The sequence below is a fragment of the Faecalibacillus sp. MSK20_93 genome (assembly GCF_020589945.1).
Lineage (GTDB): Bacteria > Bacillota_I > Bacilli_A > Erysipelotrichales > Coprobacillaceae > Faecalibacillus > Faecalibacillus intestinalis.
Genome location: NZ_JAJDKA010000007.1, coordinates 1 through 17,255, shown reverse-complemented (window position 1 = coordinate 17,255; position 17,255 = coordinate 1). Strand labels below are relative to the sequence as shown.

14 protein-coding genes are annotated in these 17,255 nt (G+C 30.2%); 12 read left to right on the top strand and 2 right to left on the bottom strand.

What is annotated here, in order from left to right:
- Positions 1-19 precede the first annotated feature (19 nt).
- The 3 genes from LJD34_RS03585 to LJD34_RS03575 are packed head-to-tail and all read left to right on the top strand — an operon-like array spanning position 20 to position 2,533.
- Positions 20-703 carry an amino acid ABC transporter permease gene (locus LJD34_RS03585; protein ID WP_022001746.1) on the top strand — a complete coding sequence of 228 codons (684 nt, stop codon included), beginning with the start codon at positions 20-22 and terminating at the stop codon, positions 701-703.
- A complete protein-coding gene (locus LJD34_RS03580) occupies positions 696-1,421 on the top strand; it encodes an amino acid ABC transporter ATP-binding protein (RefSeq protein ID WP_022001747.1) in 726 nt (241 codons plus the stop codon). The genes LJD34_RS03585 and LJD34_RS03580 overlap by 8 nt, the downstream gene beginning before the upstream one ends.
- Complete coding sequence (locus LJD34_RS03575; protein ID WP_022001748.1) at positions 1,421-2,533, top strand: aminotransferase class I/II-fold pyridoxal phosphate-dependent enzyme; 1,113 nt, start codon at positions 1,421-1,423, stop codon at positions 2,531-2,533. Before LJD34_RS03580 ends, LJD34_RS03575 begins: the two co-directional genes overlap by 1 nt.
- On the opposite strand, the gene LJD34_RS03570 is transcribed toward LJD34_RS03575, so the two are convergent.
- Positions 2,525-3,826, bottom strand: a complete 1,302-nt coding sequence (locus LJD34_RS03570; RefSeq protein ID WP_022001749.1) for an oligosaccharide flippase family protein — start codon at positions 3,824-3,826, stop codon at positions 2,525-2,527. The two genes, LJD34_RS03575 and LJD34_RS03570, sit on opposite strands and share 9 nt — an antisense overlap.
- Positions 3,827-3,886: 60 nt before the next feature.
- Here LJD34_RS03570 and LJD34_RS03565 point away from each other — a divergent pair, with 60 nt between their 5' ends.
- Genes LJD34_RS03565 through LJD34_RS03550 form a run of 4 tightly spaced genes read left to right on the top strand, consistent with a single transcriptional unit; the run spans position 3,887 to position 8,684 of the window.
- Complete coding sequence (locus tag LJD34_RS03565) at positions 3,887-4,177, top strand: post-transcriptional regulator (protein ID WP_022001750.1); 291 nt, start codon at positions 3,887-3,889, stop codon at positions 4,175-4,177.
- Positions 4,178-4,211: 34 nt separating this feature from the next.
- Complete coding sequence (gene recJ, locus LJD34_RS03560; RefSeq protein WP_022001751.1) at positions 4,212-5,840, top strand: single-stranded-DNA-specific exonuclease RecJ; 1,629 nt, start codon at positions 4,212-4,214, stop codon at positions 5,838-5,840.
- A gap of 51 nt (positions 5,841-5,891) precedes the next feature.
- Complete coding sequence (locus LJD34_RS03555) at positions 5,892-6,410, top strand: adenine phosphoribosyltransferase (RefSeq protein WP_022001752.1); 519 nt, start codon at positions 5,892-5,894, stop codon at positions 6,408-6,410.
- A gap of 45 nt (positions 6,411-6,455) precedes the next feature.
- Positions 6,456-8,684, top strand: coding sequence for a RelA/SpoT family protein (locus LJD34_RS03550; RefSeq protein ID WP_107029330.1), 2,229 nt, complete (start codon positions 6,456-6,458; stop codon positions 8,682-8,684).
- A gap of 346 nt (positions 8,685-9,030) precedes the next feature.
- On the opposite strand, the gene asnA is transcribed toward LJD34_RS03550, so the two are convergent.
- A complete protein-coding gene (asnA, locus tag LJD34_RS03545) occupies positions 9,031-10,038 on the bottom strand; it encodes an aspartate--ammonia ligase (protein ID WP_227359194.1) in 1,008 nt (335 codons plus the stop codon).
- A 169-nt stretch (positions 10,039-10,207) separates the two neighbouring features.
- Here asnA and proB point away from each other — a divergent pair, with 169 nt between their 5' ends.
- From proB to LJD34_RS03520, 5 genes are all read left to right on the top strand, one after another.
- The gene (gene proB / locus LJD34_RS03540) at positions 10,208-11,329 is read left to right on the top strand and encodes a glutamate 5-kinase (protein ID WP_227359193.1); all 1,122 of its coding nucleotides are present in this window, start codon (positions 10,208-10,210) and stop codon (positions 11,327-11,329) included.
- Positions 11,330-11,333: 4 nt separating this feature from the next.
- The gene (locus LJD34_RS03535; RefSeq protein ID WP_227359192.1) at positions 11,334-12,563 is read left to right on the top strand and encodes a glutamate-5-semialdehyde dehydrogenase; all 1,230 of its coding nucleotides are present in this window, start codon (positions 11,334-11,336) and stop codon (positions 12,561-12,563) included.
- A 105-nt stretch (positions 12,564-12,668) separates the two neighbouring features.
- Positions 12,669-13,133, top strand: a complete 465-nt coding sequence (locus LJD34_RS03530) for a MarR family winged helix-turn-helix transcriptional regulator (protein WP_158546503.1) — start codon at positions 12,669-12,671, stop codon at positions 13,131-13,133.
- Positions 13,120-15,342 carry an ABC transporter ATP-binding protein gene (locus LJD34_RS03525; RefSeq protein WP_227359191.1) on the top strand — a complete coding sequence of 741 codons (2,223 nt, stop codon included), beginning with the start codon at positions 13,120-13,122 and terminating at the stop codon, positions 15,340-15,342. The genes LJD34_RS03530 and LJD34_RS03525 overlap by 14 nt, the downstream gene beginning before the upstream one ends.
- The gene (locus LJD34_RS03520) at positions 15,335-17,185 is read left to right on the top strand and encodes an ABC transporter ATP-binding protein (protein WP_117871576.1); all 1,851 of its coding nucleotides are present in this window, start codon (positions 15,335-15,337) and stop codon (positions 17,183-17,185) included. Before LJD34_RS03525 ends, LJD34_RS03520 begins: the two co-directional genes overlap by 8 nt.
- The last annotated feature ends 70 nt before the right edge of the window (positions 17,186-17,255 follow it).

Sequence of the window (17,255 nt, the reverse complement as noted above, 5' to 3'; positions counted from 1 at the left end):
ATAGAAAAGGGGTATAGAAATGTTTGTAGCTTTTTCAAAAGTGTTTACTCCTGAAAACTTACTTTACTTTGCTAAGGGTGCAGTAGTATCACTTTTACTCGCTGCTGTATCCCTTTTATTTGGTATTGTTTTTGGGATTTTAGGATCTTCAGCAAAAAGATCTAAATATAAAATTTTTAGAATTATTGGAAATGTGTATGTTGAAGTCATTCGTGGGACACCAATGTTACTTCAAATCTTGATTTTATTCTCAGTTATTCCATCTATTTATACAGCGTTTACAGGAAATGTTTTAAGAATTAATGTCTTTTTAATTGGTGCTGTTGCTATGTCTATTAACAGTGGGGCTTATTCGACAGAACTTATTCGTAGTGGAATCAACGGGGTTGATAAAGGACAATGGGAAGCTTGTGAAACTTTAGGACTTTCTCATAAACAAACAATGAGACTTGTTATCTTACCACAAGCGTTTAAAAGAATTATTCCACCAATGATCAGTGAATTTATTACATTGATTAAAGATTCTTCATTGATCAGTTGTATTGGTGCCGTTGAATTATTAAAATCAGCTCAAGTAGTGGGGGCACAATATTATGATGTTATGTCACCTTATTGTATTGTTGCAGTTTATTATTTAATTATGACAATTAGTATTTCTTATTTAGGTAGATATGTAGAAAAGAGGTTAGCTGAAAGTGATTAAAGTTGAACATATATCAAAACAATTTAAAAAAGTAAAAGCAGTTGATGATGTTTCTCTTGAAGTAAAAAAAGGAGAAATTGTGTGTTTAATTGGACCTTCTGGTTCAGGTAAGAGTACAGTTTTAAGATGTATTCATGGTTTAGAAGTACCAGAAACAGGACATGTATACCTTAATGGGGAAGTATTAGATCCAAAGAAATCTAATTATCAAGAATTAAGAAATAAAATGGGATTTGTTTTCCAACATTTCAATTTATTTCCACATATGACAGTCTTAGAAAACTTAACACTTTCACTTACAAAAGTACGTCACATGGAGGAAGAAAAAGCCAATGAAATAGCTTGTAACTATCTTACAAGAGTTGGCTTATTAGATAAAAAAGATGAGTATCCAAATAAACTTTCAGGTGGACAAAAACAAAGGGTAGCGATTGCGAGAAGCTTATGTACAAGCCCTGAAATCATGCTTTTTGATGAACCAACAAGTGCCTTGGATCCAGAAATGGTTATTGAAGTATTAGAAGTTATGCAACAACTTGCTAAAGAAGGAATGACAATGATTGTTGTTACTCATGAAATGGGCTTTGCTAAAACAGTTGCAGATCGTGTTATTTTCTTAGAAAATGGTAAAATCGTTGAAGAAAATGATGCAAAAGCTTTCTATGAAAATCCTAAAACTGAACGTGCTCAAGATTTCTTAAAGAAGGTTATGCACTAATGAAACTACAACGTTTTGAAGTAGAGTCTTATATGACTTTGCATGAAAATAACTGTCGCTATAACTTGGCAGATACAGTTGCTAAATCTTTAACTTTAAAGGAATTATTAGCGTATGATAAAAAAGATTCATTAGAAGATTTAATGAATCTTTCTTTAGATTATGGTGCTATTGAAGGTTCTCATGAACTAAAAAAAGGTATTTTAAGTTTATATCAAAGTGGTGATGATGAAGAAATTGCTATTTGCCATGGTGGTGTCAATGCCAATGAACTTGTTTTAATGACATTACTTTCAACAAATGATCATATTTTATCATTTTTACCAACGTATCAACAACTTTATAGTTTTCCTGAATCTTTAGGGGTAGAAGTTGATTTTATTCATTTAAAAGAAGAAAATGAATGGAAAATCGATTTTGAAGAATTAGAAAAAAATATTAGAGAAAATACAAAAATGATTTGTTTGAATTTACCAAACAATCCTACTGGAACAACTTTAAATCATGAAGAAATGCAACAACTGATTCAAATATGTAAAAAGCATGATCTCTATGTTCTTGTGGATGAAATCTATCGAGGACTTTATCAAGAAGAATCCATTAGTGATCTTTATGAAAAAGGAATAGCAACCTCAGGACTTTCTAAAGTTTTATCAACTCCTGGACTTCGTATTGGTTGGATCAAAACAAAAGATAAAGAACTTATTCGTTTAATCAATGAAAGACGTGATTATTCAATTATTAGTAGTGGACCAATCAATGATTATTTAGGGGCACTTACTTTAAAATATAGTAAAGAGATTTTAAAAAGAAATCGTGAGATTTTAGAAGAAAATAAGTGTTACTTGAAAGAATGGTTAAAAGCTCATCCTCATCTTTCTTGTGTTATTCCAAAATATGGAACAGTTTGTTTCCTAAAATACGATTATCAAATAGATTCAAATACTTTCTGTGAAAAGTTACAAGAAGAAACAGGGGTCTTCTTTGTACCGGGATGTTGTTTTGATGTGGAAAATCATTTGCGTTTTGGACTTGCAAATGATCCACAAATTGTTAAAGAAGGTTTAGAAGTATTTTCAAATTGGTTAAAAAAATTAGACACTTCAAGATAAAGAAGTGTCTTTTATTATTTTAAAACAATAAATTGCACTTAAAGTTAAGGTTGTAATCAATCCTGTAAATAAACTAATCAAAATAGCGTTAACATAAAGATAATGAGATAAAGTATAAGTTAAGATAATTTCTAAAGTACATTCAATCATAGAGATGATAAACATCACTTTATTTTTATTTTTAGCTTGTAGGATAGTTGAAAGGGGCGTTTGTAAATAAAAGAGTAAAAAAGGAAAAGACATGTATTTTAATTGTTGATAGCCACTTGTTGTATTGTAAAGAATCATAAGGGATCGTTTTGGAAAAAAATAGAAAATTAAAGTAAAAGGAAGACCGATAAGAAAACAAATAAGTAAAGCATAAAGAAGATGTAAAAAAGTATTACTTTTATGATAATAAAGATCATCTGTAGCAATAGGCAAATAGAGGCGATAGATGATCGTACAAAAAAAAGTAGGCGTGACAAGCATCGAGACGACATAGCCAGAAAGGATGGCATATTGGTCTTGGATAAAGTTTTGAGTTAAACCAAGTCGAGTTAAAACATGAATTAAAAGAATGGGCTCTAAAAAATTCATAAAACAATGGTAAAGACGTGAACCTGTCAAAGGTAAAGAAATGTTTAAAAGATCTTTCATAATCAAGTTTTGCTTGTTTATGTTTTTTAAAGGAGTAAAAGAATATCTTTTACGACTTAAAAGAAGTAGATAGATAATTGACATCAATTCACCAAAACTCATTGATAAATAAGCGATTGTTACTAAAAAAGGTAAGGATGAACTTAAAGGAGTTTCTAAAAATAAATAGGTAAATAATAAGCGTGAAGTTTCTTCGACAATTTGGCTTTTAGCAATGACATAGACATGCCCTTTGGCTAAATAATAGTTTTTAATAATACCACTGATAGCAATCAATGGAATAAAAATTAAAAAGGATAAAATGGGATAAAGAGTATAATCGTTTTTTAATAAAGAATGAGCAATGAAAGGACTTAAAATAAAGAGGGTTCCACAAATAACAATGACAGAAAAAAAGGATAGAATAATTGCGGTAATAATGACTTTGTAGTTTTTATATTTTGGATGTAATATAAGACGAAAAACAGCAGAAGGAATCCCAACCTGTCCAAGTGTTAAACACAAAGAAAGTGTTGGCATAATGACAAGATATAATGACATAGCTTCTAAAGGAAGAAGCCTGGAAAGCAACATTCTATTTAAAATACTAAATATTTTAGAGATAGCTGAACTAGCGGAAAGAATAATGAATGAATTGATAAGTTTTCTTTTCATAAAAGACTTCCTTTATGTCGAATTTTCATCTATAATAGACGAAGTGGGAGTTGGTTTATCATGAATGAAAAACTGGATTATAAATTTGGTAAATATGATTTAGATTTTCTAATCAAATTAAAAGCTCATGAGTTTCGTAAGCAAAAAATAGATAATATATCCGAAAAAGAAATAAGAGATTATTTATTCAATATTAAATGGAAATCTCAAAAGAGTCTACCAATGTGTGATATTATTGATAATGTAATGAATTTACAATTTTCGGAAATTTTTGATTATTTAAGTATACAAGCAGTTAAAGAAGCAAGTACACTCGATTTAGCAGCATTTCAAGAATTCATTTCAAAATAGTTGGTAACAACTATTTTTTATTTAAGGAGATTTTATGAACTGGGATATAAAAGAAATACATAACTATAATGAATATATGCAAAAGTATTCAATACATTCTTTACTTGCAAAGATTTTTGCACAAAGAAAATATAATGAACAAGATGTTCAAGGACATACTTCAAAAAGATTGATTTATCATGATTTTTCATTGTTTTTAGATGCGGATTTAGTTTTAGATCGTATACAAGAAGCTTTGGAAAATGATGAAAAAATATGTATTTATGGAGATTATGATTGTGATGGAATCTTGTCAACAGCCATTCTTGTTCAAGCTTTTTTAGAATTAGGGAAAAAAGTAGGGTATCATATTCCTAATCGTTTTGAAGATGGTTATGGACTAAATAAAGAAAGAGTTCAACAAATGTATGAAAAAGGGTATTCTTTGTTAATTACAGTAGATAATGGTATTAAAGCGTATGAAGCTATTGATTTAGCGAATGAACTTGGTATTGATGTTATTGTTATTGATCATCATGATTATGACGAATTGCCGGATGCATGTGCAATCATTCATACAAAAATGTCACCGGATTATCCATTTAAAGAAATATGTGGAGGTTTTTTAGCGTATAAACTTGCCAGTAGTTTGCTTGGAAAACATGATAAATATTTATTTTCTTTAGCAGCTATTACGACCATTTCAGATATGATGCCTTTAGTTGATGAAAATAAATCGCTTGTTTCGCGAGGTCTGCAATTTATGAATGAAGAAAAATATCTTCAATTAGAACTTTTAATTGGTGAAAATCAAAAATATAATACAACAACTTTAGGTTTTAATATTGCACCTAAAATCAATTCCTTTGGAAGACTACCAGAACTTGTTAATCCAAATCATTTAGTACGTTATTTTTTAAAGGATGTCGATCAAAAATTTGCAATCCAAATTTCTCAATACGCTAAAAAAATCAATAGTAAAAGACAATCTCTTACAAATGAACAATACAAAAACATTTTAGAAAATAGCCAAAAAGATGAATTTTTATACAGCTATGATCAAGAAGTTCATGAAGGAATCGTAGGTTTAATTGCGGGAAAGTATACTCATGAATTTCAAAAGCCGAGTTTTGTGATGAAATACGATGAAAAAAATGAAGTGTATCGAGGAAGTGCCAGAAGTATTGAAAGTATTCCTTTAAATCAAATCTTTGATGATTTAAAAGATTATTTTGTACAATATGGTGGACATGCTTTAGCGGGTGGCTTTCAAGTAGCTAAAGATGAAGTGTTAACTTTAAAAGAAACATTGCATACCTACTTAACAACACATACTTTTTCTAATGAAAAAGTTCTTGAAGGGATTCAAATTGAATTAAATGAGCTTACTTTACCAGCTGTTAAAGAATTAGAGTTGTTAGAGCCGTATGGTCAATGTAATGAAGAAATGAAATTTGTTTTAAAAGATATTACGAATTTTACTAGTCGTGTATTATCTGATGGGAAACATTTACGTTTCGATATTCCTTTAAATAAAGGTAATTTACAAGCACTTTATTTTAATTGTTCGAATGAAATTGAGCAATTACAACAAAAAAAGACAATTTCTTTAATAGGAACTTTAAAAATTAATAAATATTTAAATACAGAATCAATAAATATGATTATAGAGGATATGAAATAGTTTCCTTGATAATAAAAGTTTGTTATAATAGAAATAGGAGGAGTACATAAAATGGACTTTAAAAAATATATTGAAGATATTAAAGATTTCCCTGAAGAAGGAATTATCTTTAGAGATGTAACACCTTTATTAAAAGATAAAGAAGCTTATAAAGAATCAATTGACACATTCGCTAAATGGATCGATGGACTTGGAGTTCAAGTAGATGTTGTTGCTGGTCCTGAAGCAAGAGGTTTTTTATTTGGATGTCCTGTTGCTTACAAAGTAAATGCAGGGTTTGTACCTGTTAGAAAACCAGGAAAATTACCAAGAGAAACAGTTTCAGCAAGTTATGATTTAGAATATGGAAAAAATGAAGTTCATATTCATGCCGATAGTATCAAACCTGGTGAAAATGTTGTTATTATAGATGATTTACTTGCTACAGGTGGAACAGTTGAAGCAACTATTCAACTTGTTGAACAACTTGGTGGTAAAGTTGTAGGAATTGCCTTTTTAATTGAACTTGAAGCTCTAAAAGGTAGAGAAAAATTAAAAGACTATAATGTCTATTCAGTATTAACTTATTAAATAAAAGAGAGGAAACTCTCTTTTATCATATGAGGGGGTTATAATATGAAAGAGTTTAAAAAAGCTGGAGATAAAGTCACTATAGAAGATGTCTATGAATCATGTAGACGCTATATTACCAATGAAGATGATATGAAGCTTATTAAAAAAGCTTATGATTATATCATGGTTAAACACGAAGGACAAAAACGTAAAAGTGGAGAACCTTATACAATTCATTTGATTTGGGTTGCTTATATTTTATCAACATTACAAACAGGACCACTTACCATTACAGCGGGTCTTTTACACGATGTCATGGAAGATTGTGATGTATCACGTGAAGAAATGGTGAAAGAATTTGGAGAAGAAGTAACGACCCTTGTAGAAGGTGTTACGAAGATTTCTAAAATGCCATTTAAAGATGAAGCAGACGTATATGCTGAAAATCATCGTAAAATCTATATTGCGATGGCTAAAGATATACGTGTTATCTTGATCAAATTTGCCGATCGTTTACACAATATGCGTACATTACAATTCATGCCCCCAGAAAAACAAAAACGTATTTCTCGAGAAACTTTAGAAGTCTATACACCGATTGCTCATCGTTTAGGGTTGAGCGATATTAAAACAGAATTGGAAGATCTTTCTTTATCTTATTTAGATCCAATTGCTTATCATGATATTGCGAGACTTCTTCAAACAAAACAAGATGAGCGAAAAGAATCTGTGGCGAAGATGATGGAAGAAGTTGAAAACTTATTAAAGGAAAATCATTATCAATATCGTATTTTAGGTCGTGCGAAATCTATCTATAGTATTTATAAGAAGATGTTTAAAAAACATAAACGTTTTGATGAACTTTATGATCTTTATGCACTCCGTATTATTTTACAAAATAAACTTGATTGTTATAGTGTTTTAGGATTGATTCATGATCATTATCGTCCAATTCCAGGACGTTTTAAAGATTATATTGCTATGCCTAAACCAAATATGTATCAATCACTTCATACTTCTGTTATTGGTGAAGATGGTAATACTTTTGAAATCCAAATTCGTACTGAAGAAATGGATGAGCTTGCTGAACTTGGGGTTGCTGCTCATTGGCGTTATAAAGAAGGCAAAGGTTATTCTGCCAAAGCGGAACAAAAAGAAATTGGAGAAAAACTTCAATGGTTACGAGAATTTATTTCTTTGTCAGATGATATCAAAGATGGCGATGCCAAAGAATATTATGACTCCATTTCTCGTGATATTTTTGAAGCCAATGTTTATGTTTTAACGCCACAAGGAAAAATTGTTGAACTTCCTAACGGTTCAACACCAGTTGATTTTGCTTATCGTATTCATACAGAAGTAGGACATCATACAGTTGGTGCGATTGTCAATAATGTCATGGTGCCTATCGATACAAAATTAAATACAGGGGATGTTTGTGAAATCAAAACCAACAAACAATCCGCTGGACCAAGTGAAGATTGGTTGAAATTTGTAAGAACCGCAGGAGCTCGTAATAAAATTCGTACTTTCCTCGCTAAAAAAGAAGCTGAAACTAAGAAAGATACGATTGAAGATGGTAAGAAAATCTTAAAAGATGAAATCAAAAAACGTGGACTTGATGAAAAGAAATTCTTGGATCCAGAAACTTACAAAACATATTTAGGTGCTTTTGGAGCAAGAAGTTTAGATGATATTTTCTATTTTATTGGAAAGAAAAATCTTTCAGTAGCGACACTTTTAGAAAAAGTAAATCCAAAGAAAACAGGTTTCTTTGATAACTTATCTAAAATCTTACAAAGAAATAATGAACAAAGAGAAAAATTAGAAAAAACGACATCTAATAATGGAGTTGTTGTTAAAGGTGTTTCAGGATTAAAGATTCAACTTTCTAAATGTTGTAATCCAATTCCTGGAGATCAAATTACTGGTTATGTTTCTCAAGGACAAGGAATCAAAGTTCATCGTGTGGATTGTCCAAATATTAAACAAAAAGAAATTCAAAGCCGTTTAATTGATGTTTATTGGGATTTTGCATCACTTTCTAATTTGAAATTTGATGCTGATTTACAAATTGATGGCTTAGATCGTACAAATTTATTAAATGATATTATTACGGTTTTAGGACAAATGAAAATCAATATTTTAAATATTCATGCGGATGCATCAGATGATGGTAGAGCTTTAATTAAATTAAAGATTGGTGTTGATGATGCTGAACATTTAAATCGTGCAATTGCTAATCTTGAACGTATTCAAGGAATTTATGATATAAAAAGAGTGATACATTAGAATTATAGCTTTAAGCTATAATTCTTTTTTTTGAGAAAAACTATGAAAGAAGAAAAAGTAATTATTCATTTTGAAGATGAAACAACAAAAACAAAACAAACAAGTTGTTGATGATTTTAAACAAGAGATAAAAAAGAAACAAAGAGTACATTTCCTAAAGGAAATGGTAGGAAATTTAAAAAATATTTCTTTTAGTTTATATTATAATCATATTATTGATGACAGTCTTACTTTGTGGAGTTATAAGTGGGTTATTTGCTTTCTTTATTTTAGGATTCCTTATTTTTGTAGGAATCCTTTATTATTTATTTAGACATAAAAAATCTATCGCATGGATAGATTTTTTTTATAATAAATGAATATTATTTTTTTCACATTCATCAATCATTTCTTGAGGCCAAATACTTGCTTGTACTTCACCAATATGAGCACGATTTAAAAGTAACATACAAAGTCTTGATTGACCAATACCACCACCGATAGTGTAAGGTAATTCTTTATTCACGATGGCTTGATGATATGGAAGATTTAAACGATCTTCACAGTTTTCTTTCTTTAATTGTTCAACTAAAGAATCTTCATCCACACGGATACCCATTGATGAGATTTCTAAGGCACATTGTAATGGTTCGTACCAGAATAACAAGTCACCATTGAGTTTCCAATCATCATAGTCTGGTGCACGTCCATCATGCTTTTGTCCACTTTGTAAAACATTACCGATTTGCATAACAAAGACACACCCGAATTCTTTACAAATTTTATTTTCTCTTTCTTTAGCTGCTAAATCAGGATATTGATTTTCTAATTCTTGTGCAGTAATGAAATGAACACGATCTGGTAAACGATTAACAACATGAGGGTATTTATACCAAACTTCATGTTCCATATGTTTAATGACTTTAAAAATCTTTTTAACATGATTTTTTAATGTTGTAATATTGCGATCTTCTTTTTCGATGACACGTTCCCAATCCCATTGATCAACATAGTAAGAATGTAGGTTATCAACTTCTTCATCTTTTCTAATAGCGTTCATATTTGTATAAAGTCCTTCACGAACACCAAAACCATATTTTTTAAGTGCCATTCTTTTCCATTTAGCAAGAGAATGAACGACTTCAATATCATCGTTTTCAAAACAACTGATTTGGAAAGAAACAGGTTTTTCAACACCATTTAAGTTATCATTTAAACCACTGCTTTTTTGGACAAAAAGAGGTGCTGAAATTCTTTCTAACATTAAAGCTCTTCCAAATTCTTTTTGAAATGTATCTCTTATGTATTTAATTGCTTCTTGTGTTTGTCTTAAAGACAACACAGGATCATAATTTTCTGGAATTATGAGATTCATTTTAATTTTTTCCCCCTTAATAATATGTTCTATTTTATCATTTATCTAGATATATGAAAGATAATAATAAAAAATTATAATAGCTATAAAAGTGTTTCAAATGTATTCACTTGTTGTCAATTGCCTTTCTTTTCTGTATAATAAGAAAAAATGAAAAGTAGGTGTAAACATGAGAAATTTAGAACATGTCAAACATGTTATTATAAAGATTGGTTCGACTTCTTTGTGTAATGAAGATGGACAACTAGATAAAGAAAGAATTTTAAAACTCATCCAACAAATAGCTATTTTAAAACGTAAAGGGTTAAAAGTAACACTTGTTTCATCAGGAGCGATTTCTTCAGGAATGGGTGTTTTAAATTTAAGTGAAAAACCTAAAGAAATTTCTAAAAAACAAGCACTTGCGGCTATTGGACAAGCTCATTTGATGCAAATTTATGAAGATTTATTTTCATTGTTTCATTTAAAATGTGCACAGATTTTATTAAATCATGATGATTTTGATCATCGTAAACGTTTGATGAATTTAAGCTATGCTTTATCTTCTATTTTAGATTATGATGTGATTCCTATTATTAATGAAAATGATACATTAGCGGTAGATGAAATCAAAGTAGGAGATAATGATACATTATCTGCCTTACTATTACCTATTGTGGATGCACAATTACTTGTTTTAGTTTCAGATATTGATGGACTTTATAATGATAATCCTCATACCAATTCCAATGCAAAATTATTAAGTGATATTGAACTTGTGGATGATAAAATTATGAACTATGCGAAAGATTCAAGTAGTCAATTTGGTACAGGTGGGATGGTGACAAAATTACGTGCTGCAAAAATCGTTAATGATTATGGAGGAGATATGGCCATCGTTAATGGCAATAATGAAACAGCTCTTATTGATTTATTAGAAGGAAAACAAATTGGAACATATTTTAGTGGAAAAGCGGGGCGTACTTTAAGTGCTAGAGATCATTGGATCATGTATCGTAGTTCTCCTAAGGGAAAAGTCATTGTTGATGATGGTGCATATGAGGCTTTAAAAACACATACAAGTTTACTACCTAAAGGAATCAAAGAAGTTGAAGGTTCATTTATGCAAGGTAGTGTCATTGATGTTCTTTCTTTTAAAGGACACTTAATAGCAAGAGGTATTACGAATTATTCAAGTGATGAGTTAAAATTGATTAAAGATCATCATAGTAATGAAATAGAAAGTATTTTACATTATAAAGATTATGATGAAGTGATTCATGCAGATAATCTAGTCATTAATAAGGGGTGAAATTATGATTAAGGAACAACTTAAAGAAGCTAAAAAAGCATGTCGTTTTATGCAAAATGTTAAACCAGAAGTAAAAAATAAAGCTTTAAAAAATATTTCTGAGGCATTAATTCAAAAAAGTGAATTGATTATTCAAGAAAATCAAAAAGATATTGCAGAAGCTAAAAATAATGGTATTAAAGAATCGATGGTTGATCGTTTATTATTAAATAAAGAACGTATTGAAGCGATGGCAAAAGATATTTTAAAAGTAATTGATTTACAAGATCCTATTGGAACTCTTGTAAGAGAAATTAAAAGACCCAATGGTTTAGTGATTCAACAAATCAGAATTCCTTTAGGAGTGATTGGGGTAATTTATGAATCAAGACCTAATGTAACAGTAGATATTGCCAGTTTATGTATTAAAACAAACAATGTTTGTGTTTTAAAAGGTGGTAAAGAAGCCATTCATTCAAATCGCATCTTAGTTCAAATTATAAATGAGGCTATTCAAGATGTTTTACCAACACATACGGTTACTCTTATTGAAACAAAAAAGCGTGAAGAAACTTTAGATTTAATTCAAGCCCATGATTATGTAGATGTCATTATTCCTCGTGGAAGTGCAGGGCTTATTCAATATGTTGTTAAAAATGCAACTGTTCCAGTAATTGAAACAGGAGCAGGAATTTGTCATCTTTATGTTGATCAAGAAGCCAATCTTGATATGGCTTTAGAAATTGCAAAAAATGCAAAGATCCAAAGACCATCTGTATGTAATGCAATTGAAACGATTCTTGTTCATCAAAAAGTAGCACCAGAATTCTTACCAAAACTTCAAGAAATATTTAAAAATGTACAAATCTATGGTGATGAAAAAACAAGAAAAATCATAGATTGTCTAGAAGCTACTGAAAAAAATTATGCTACAGAATATGATGATTATATTTGTAATATAAAAGTTGTAGATGATATTGAAGAAGCGATTGAACATATTTATAACTATTCAACAAAACATTCAGAATCGATTATTACCGGAAATAAAGAAACAGCAAAATATTTTATGGATTCTTTAGATTCAGCTTGTGTTTATCATAATGCTTCTACACGTTTTAGTGATGGGGGAGAGTTTGGTTTTGGGGCAGAAGTTGGTATTTCAACGCAAAAGCTTCATGCCAGAGGCCCACTTGGTTTACAGGAAATTACTTCTACAAAATATATGATTTATGGAAATGGACAAGTAAGGAGTTAAGACTCCTTCTTTTTTTATAAAAAAATAATTAGTGTACTAAATATATTGACATTGATTAGTGCACTAACTATAATGTTTAGTATACTAACTAATAGGAGGTGTCTTATGGATCTATTGGAATTTGAGGATATTAAAGAAATCTTTTTACAATTTAAATCTCTCCATAAAAATATTCAAGAACTTACTAGTAAAAAAAGCAATAGGGAAGGATTATCTGCTGATCAGTGTTATTTGTTAGGTCTTATTGATCATTTTGGTCATCCTAATCAAAAAATTCTTGCAGAACGTTTAAAAATTACACCAGCTACTTTATCAGTAAGATTACAACGTTTAGAAAAAGCAGGTTTTATTGAAAAAGTTGTAAGTAGACATGATAAAAGAAATGTCTCATTACATATTACGGAAAAGGGAAAAGAAGAAATTAAAAGTTGTAAAGATGATATGAAAATGTTTACAACACGCTTATTTGGAGGAATAAATAAAGAAGATTTAGATAGAATGAAAACGTATTGTCAAATCTTTGAAAAGAATATTCGTTTAATGAAGGAGGAGTTAGATGTTCAAGATTAAAGGATATTTAAAGAAATTCTGGTATTTAATTCTTGCTTGTATTTGTTTATTGTTTGTACAAGCACAAACTGAATTAACTTTACCAGATTATATGAGTGATATTGTTTCAGTGGGAATTCAAGCAGGGGGATTTGCTTCACCTGTTTCAGATGTTTTAACGGAAGAAACTTATCAACATTTATTATTGTTTGTTGATCAAAAGGATCAAAAAACAGTAAAAAAAGATTATAAAAAAGTTAGTAAAGTCAATCAAGATATCATTGATACATTTCCTAAGGCTAAAGGAAAAACAGTTTATCAATTGAAAGATTTATCAAGTGATGAAGAAAGTAAGTTAGAAAGTATTTTAATGAAACCGATGTTAATTATTACTTCGCTTGATAGTATGGATACTTCTAGTAAAGAGTATCAAGAAAAATTTGGACAATTACCTCCAAATATGACGATTTATGACGCTATTTCTTTTATGGATGAAAGTCAAAAAGCAAAGATGTTTGAAGACATTGATAAAAAGATGGATACCATGGGAGAAAGTACTTTAAAAATTGCTGCTGGTAATGGTGTTAAAGCAGAATATAAAAAATTAGGTGCTGACATTGACAAAGTACAAACCGATTATATTTTTAAAACAGGTTTAAAGATGTTAGGAATTGCTTTACTTGGAACAGTGGCTGCAATTTCAGTTGCTTTCTTTGCGACAAAAGTTGGTGCTGGTGTAGCGCGTGCTTTAAGGAAAGATGTTTTTGAAAAAGTAGAAAGCTTTTCTAATGAAGAATTTAATCATTTTTCAACAGCGTCGCTTATTACACGTACAACAAATGATATTACTCAAGTACAAATGGTGACAATGATGCTTTTACGTATTGTATGTTTTGCACCAATTATTGGTATTGGAGCTTTAATTAAAGTTTTAAAAGAATCACCATCAATGACATGGATCATTGCAGTTGTTATTCTTGTTATTTTTGGTGTGATGGCGGTTGCGTTTGCTGTAGTTATGCCAAAATTCAAAATTATTCAAAATTTAATTGACCGTTTAAATCTCACAATGCGTGAAAATTTATCAGGAATGCTTGTTATTCGTGCTTTTGGTAATGAAAAACATAGTGAAGATCGTTTTGATAAAGCCAATAAAGATGTTACAAATTTAAACTTATTTGTTAATAGATCAATGGCTTCTATTATGCCAATTATGATGTTTATCTTTAATGTCGTTACTTTAGTAATTGTCTATTATGGTTCTAAACAAATCGATTTAGGTAATTTAGCAATTGGACAAATGATGGCCTTTATGCAATATGCAATGCAAATTATTATGGCTTTTTTAATGATTGCAATGATTGCTATTATGTTACCTCGTGCCAGTGTTGCTGCTAATCGTGTTTATGAAATTATTGAAACTAAGCCAACAATTCAAGATCCAACAAATCCAATTGCTTTAGATGAAAGTAAAAAAGGACTTGTTGAATTTAATCATGTTTCATTTGCTTATCCAGGGGCAAGTGAACCGGTTTTAAAAGATATTGATTTTGTTGCTAAACCAGGACAAACAACAGCTTTTATTGGCTCTACTGGTTCAGGAAAATCAACACTTATTAATTTAGTACCTCGTTTTTATGAAGTCAGTGAAGGAAATATTAAGGTTGCAGGGGTTGATGTTCGTGATATGACACAACATGAATTACGTGATCGTATTGGACTTGTTCCTCAAAAAGGAAACTTATTTTCTGGAACAATTCGTTCTAATTTAAAATATGGTGCACCAGAGGCAACAGATGAAGAATTAGAAGAAGTGATTCGAATTGCTCAAGCAAAAGAATTTATTGATCAAAAAGAAGAACGTTTTGATATGGAAATTTCACAAGGTGGAACAAACGTTTCTGGTGGTCAAAAACAAAGACTTGCGATTGCTCGTGCTATTGCAAAAAATCCAGATATTTATATTTTTGATGATAGTTTTTCAGCACTTGATTTCAAAACAGATGCTAAACTTCGTCAAGAATTAAATCAACTTGTTAAAAAGACAAAAAGTACAGTTTTATTAGTAGGACAACGCATTGCTTCTATTATGGATGCAGACCAAATCATTGTCCTTGATGAAGGAAGAATTGTTGGTAAAGGGACACATGAGGAATTAATGAAATCATGTCAGGTTTATCAAGAAATTGCCTATTCTCAATTATCTAAGGAGGAACTAAGTCATGAGTAATGAAAGAAGAAGACAAGGGCCTCGTGGACCAATGGGTCGTGGAATGAGAGGTAATGGTGAAAAAGCCAAGAATTTTAAAGGAACATTAAAGAAATTATTTGTTTATTTAAAACCTTATTATTTTAAATTAGCGGTTGTTATTATTTTTGCGGTAGGATCAACGATTTTTACAATTGTAGGACCAAAGATTCTTGCTAAAGCAACAGATAAATTATCTGAAGGAATTATGGCCAAGGTAAGTAATACAGGAGGAATTGATTTTGATTATATTGGTATGATCTGTTTGATTCTTGTTGGTTTCTATCTTGTCAGTGCACTCTTTAGTTTTATTCAAGGATTTATTACATCTTCGATTTCACAAAAAGTTGCTTATGATTTAAGAAGCTCTTTATCTAAGAAGATGTCAAGAATGCCTTTAAGTTATTTTGATAGACATTCTAGTGGAGACACTTTAAGTAGAGTAACCAATGATATTGATACAATTGCCCAATCACTTAATCAAAGTTTATCACAAGTGATTACATCTTCTGTTACAGTTGTTGGAATCTTTATTATGATGCTTACCATTTCTGTAAAAATGACATTGATTGCGGTACTTGTTTTACCACTTTCGATGTTACTTATTATGTTTGTTATGAAACATTCTCAAAAGTATTTTAGCAGACAACAAAAAAGCTTAGGAGATGTCAATGGTCATATTGAAGAAATGTATGGTGCTCATGATGTTGTTAAAGCCTTTAATGGGGAAGAAGATTCTGTTAAAACTTTTAATGAATATAATGATGCACTTTATGATTCAGCATGGAAATCTCAATTTTTATCAGGTTTAATGCAACCTTTAAGTAACTTTGTAGGAAACTTAGGATATGTAAGTGTTTGTTTATTAGGTGGTTTTTTAGCAGGGGGTAATACGATTACAATTGGTGATATTCAAGCGTTTATTCAATATGTACGCCAATTCAATCAACCAATTGCTCAACTTGCTCAAACAATGAATATGTTACAAAGTACAGCAGCCGCTGCGGAACGTGTTTTTGAATTCTTAGAGGAAGAAGAATTAGAACCTGAAACAGTTAAAATTGAAACAGATGAAGTTGAAAAATTACATGGTTCAGTTACTTTCAATCAAGTTAATTTTGGTTATCTTCCAGAAAAAACAATTATTCATGATTTCAATATGCATGTTCATGCTGGACAAACAGTCGCTATTGTTGGTCCAACAGGAGCAGGAAAAACAACGATTGTTAAATTGTTGATGCGCTTTTATGAATTAAATAAAGGTTCAATTATGATCGATGGTCATGATATTAAAGATTTTTCAAGACATGATTTAAGAAGTTTGTTTGGAATGGTTTTACAAGATACATGGCTTTTTCATGGAACAATTAAAGAAAACTTGATGTATGGTAAATTAGATGCCAGTGATGAAGAAGTAAAAAATGCCTGTGAAATGGCGTATGTAGATCATTTTGTCAATACCTTAGAAGATGGTTATGATACGGTTCTTGATGAAGAAACATCAAATATTTCACAAGGACAAAAACAATTATTGACAATTGCGAGAGCGTTTCTAAAAGATCCTAAAATTCTTATTTTAGATGAAGCAACATCTTCAGTTGATACACGTACAGAAGTGCTTATTCAAAAGGGTATGGAAAAACTAATGGAAGGACGTACAAGCTTTGTTATTGCACACCGTCTATCAACGATTCGTGATGCTAATACAATCATTGTCATGAAAGATGGCGATATTGTAGAAATTGGTAATCATGATGAATTGTTAGAAAAAGGTGGATTCTACGCCTCACTTTATCAATCACAATTTGAAGGTAGCGAAATTTAGAAGCAAAGAAATTTGGGCTTTATGAAATAACATGATATTTTTGAAATAGAGCTAATGAGAAACCATGAGG

What these genes read in the sequence shown, in the direction of transcription:
- LJD34_RS03585 (WP_022001746.1), top strand. Translation starts at nt 20, where the DNA reads ATGTTTGTAGCTTTTTCAAAAGTGTTTACTCCTGAAAACTTACTTTAC.
- LJD34_RS03575 (WP_022001748.1), top strand. Translation starts at nt 1,421, where the DNA reads ATGAAACTACAACGTTTTGAAGTAGAGTCTTATATGACTTTGCATGAA.
- LJD34_RS03570 (WP_022001749.1), bottom strand. Translation starts at nt 3,826, where the DNA reads ATGAAAAGAAAACTTATCAATTCATTCATTATTCTTTCCGCTAGTTCA.
- LJD34_RS03565 (WP_022001750.1), top strand. Translation starts at nt 3,887, where the DNA reads ATGAATGAAAAACTGGATTATAAATTTGGTAAATATGATTTAGATTTT.
- recJ (WP_022001751.1), top strand. Translation starts at nt 4,212, where the DNA reads ATGAACTGGGATATAAAAGAAATACATAACTATAATGAATATATGCAA.
- LJD34_RS03555 (WP_022001752.1), top strand. Translation starts at nt 5,892, where the DNA reads ATGGACTTTAAAAAATATATTGAAGATATTAAAGATTTCCCTGAAGAA.
- LJD34_RS03550 (WP_107029330.1), top strand. Translation starts at nt 6,456, where the DNA reads ATGAAAGAGTTTAAAAAAGCTGGAGATAAAGTCACTATAGAAGATGTC.
- asnA (WP_227359194.1), bottom strand. Translation starts at nt 10,038, where the DNA reads ATGAATCTCATAATTCCAGAAAATTATGATCCTGTGTTGTCTTTAAGA.
- proB (WP_227359193.1), top strand. Translation starts at nt 10,208, where the DNA reads ATGAGAAATTTAGAACATGTCAAACATGTTATTATAAAGATTGGTTCG.
- LJD34_RS03535 (WP_227359192.1), top strand. Translation starts at nt 11,334, where the DNA reads ATGATTAAGGAACAACTTAAAGAAGCTAAAAAAGCATGTCGTTTTATG.
- LJD34_RS03530 (WP_158546503.1), top strand. Translation starts at nt 12,669, where the DNA reads ATGGATCTATTGGAATTTGAGGATATTAAAGAAATCTTTTTACAATTT.
- LJD34_RS03525 (WP_227359191.1), top strand. Translation starts at nt 13,120, where the DNA reads ATGTTCAAGATTAAAGGATATTTAAAGAAATTCTGGTATTTAATTCTT.
- LJD34_RS03520 (WP_117871576.1), top strand. Translation starts at nt 15,335, where the DNA reads ATGAGTAATGAAAGAAGAAGACAAGGGCCTCGTGGACCAATGGGTCGT.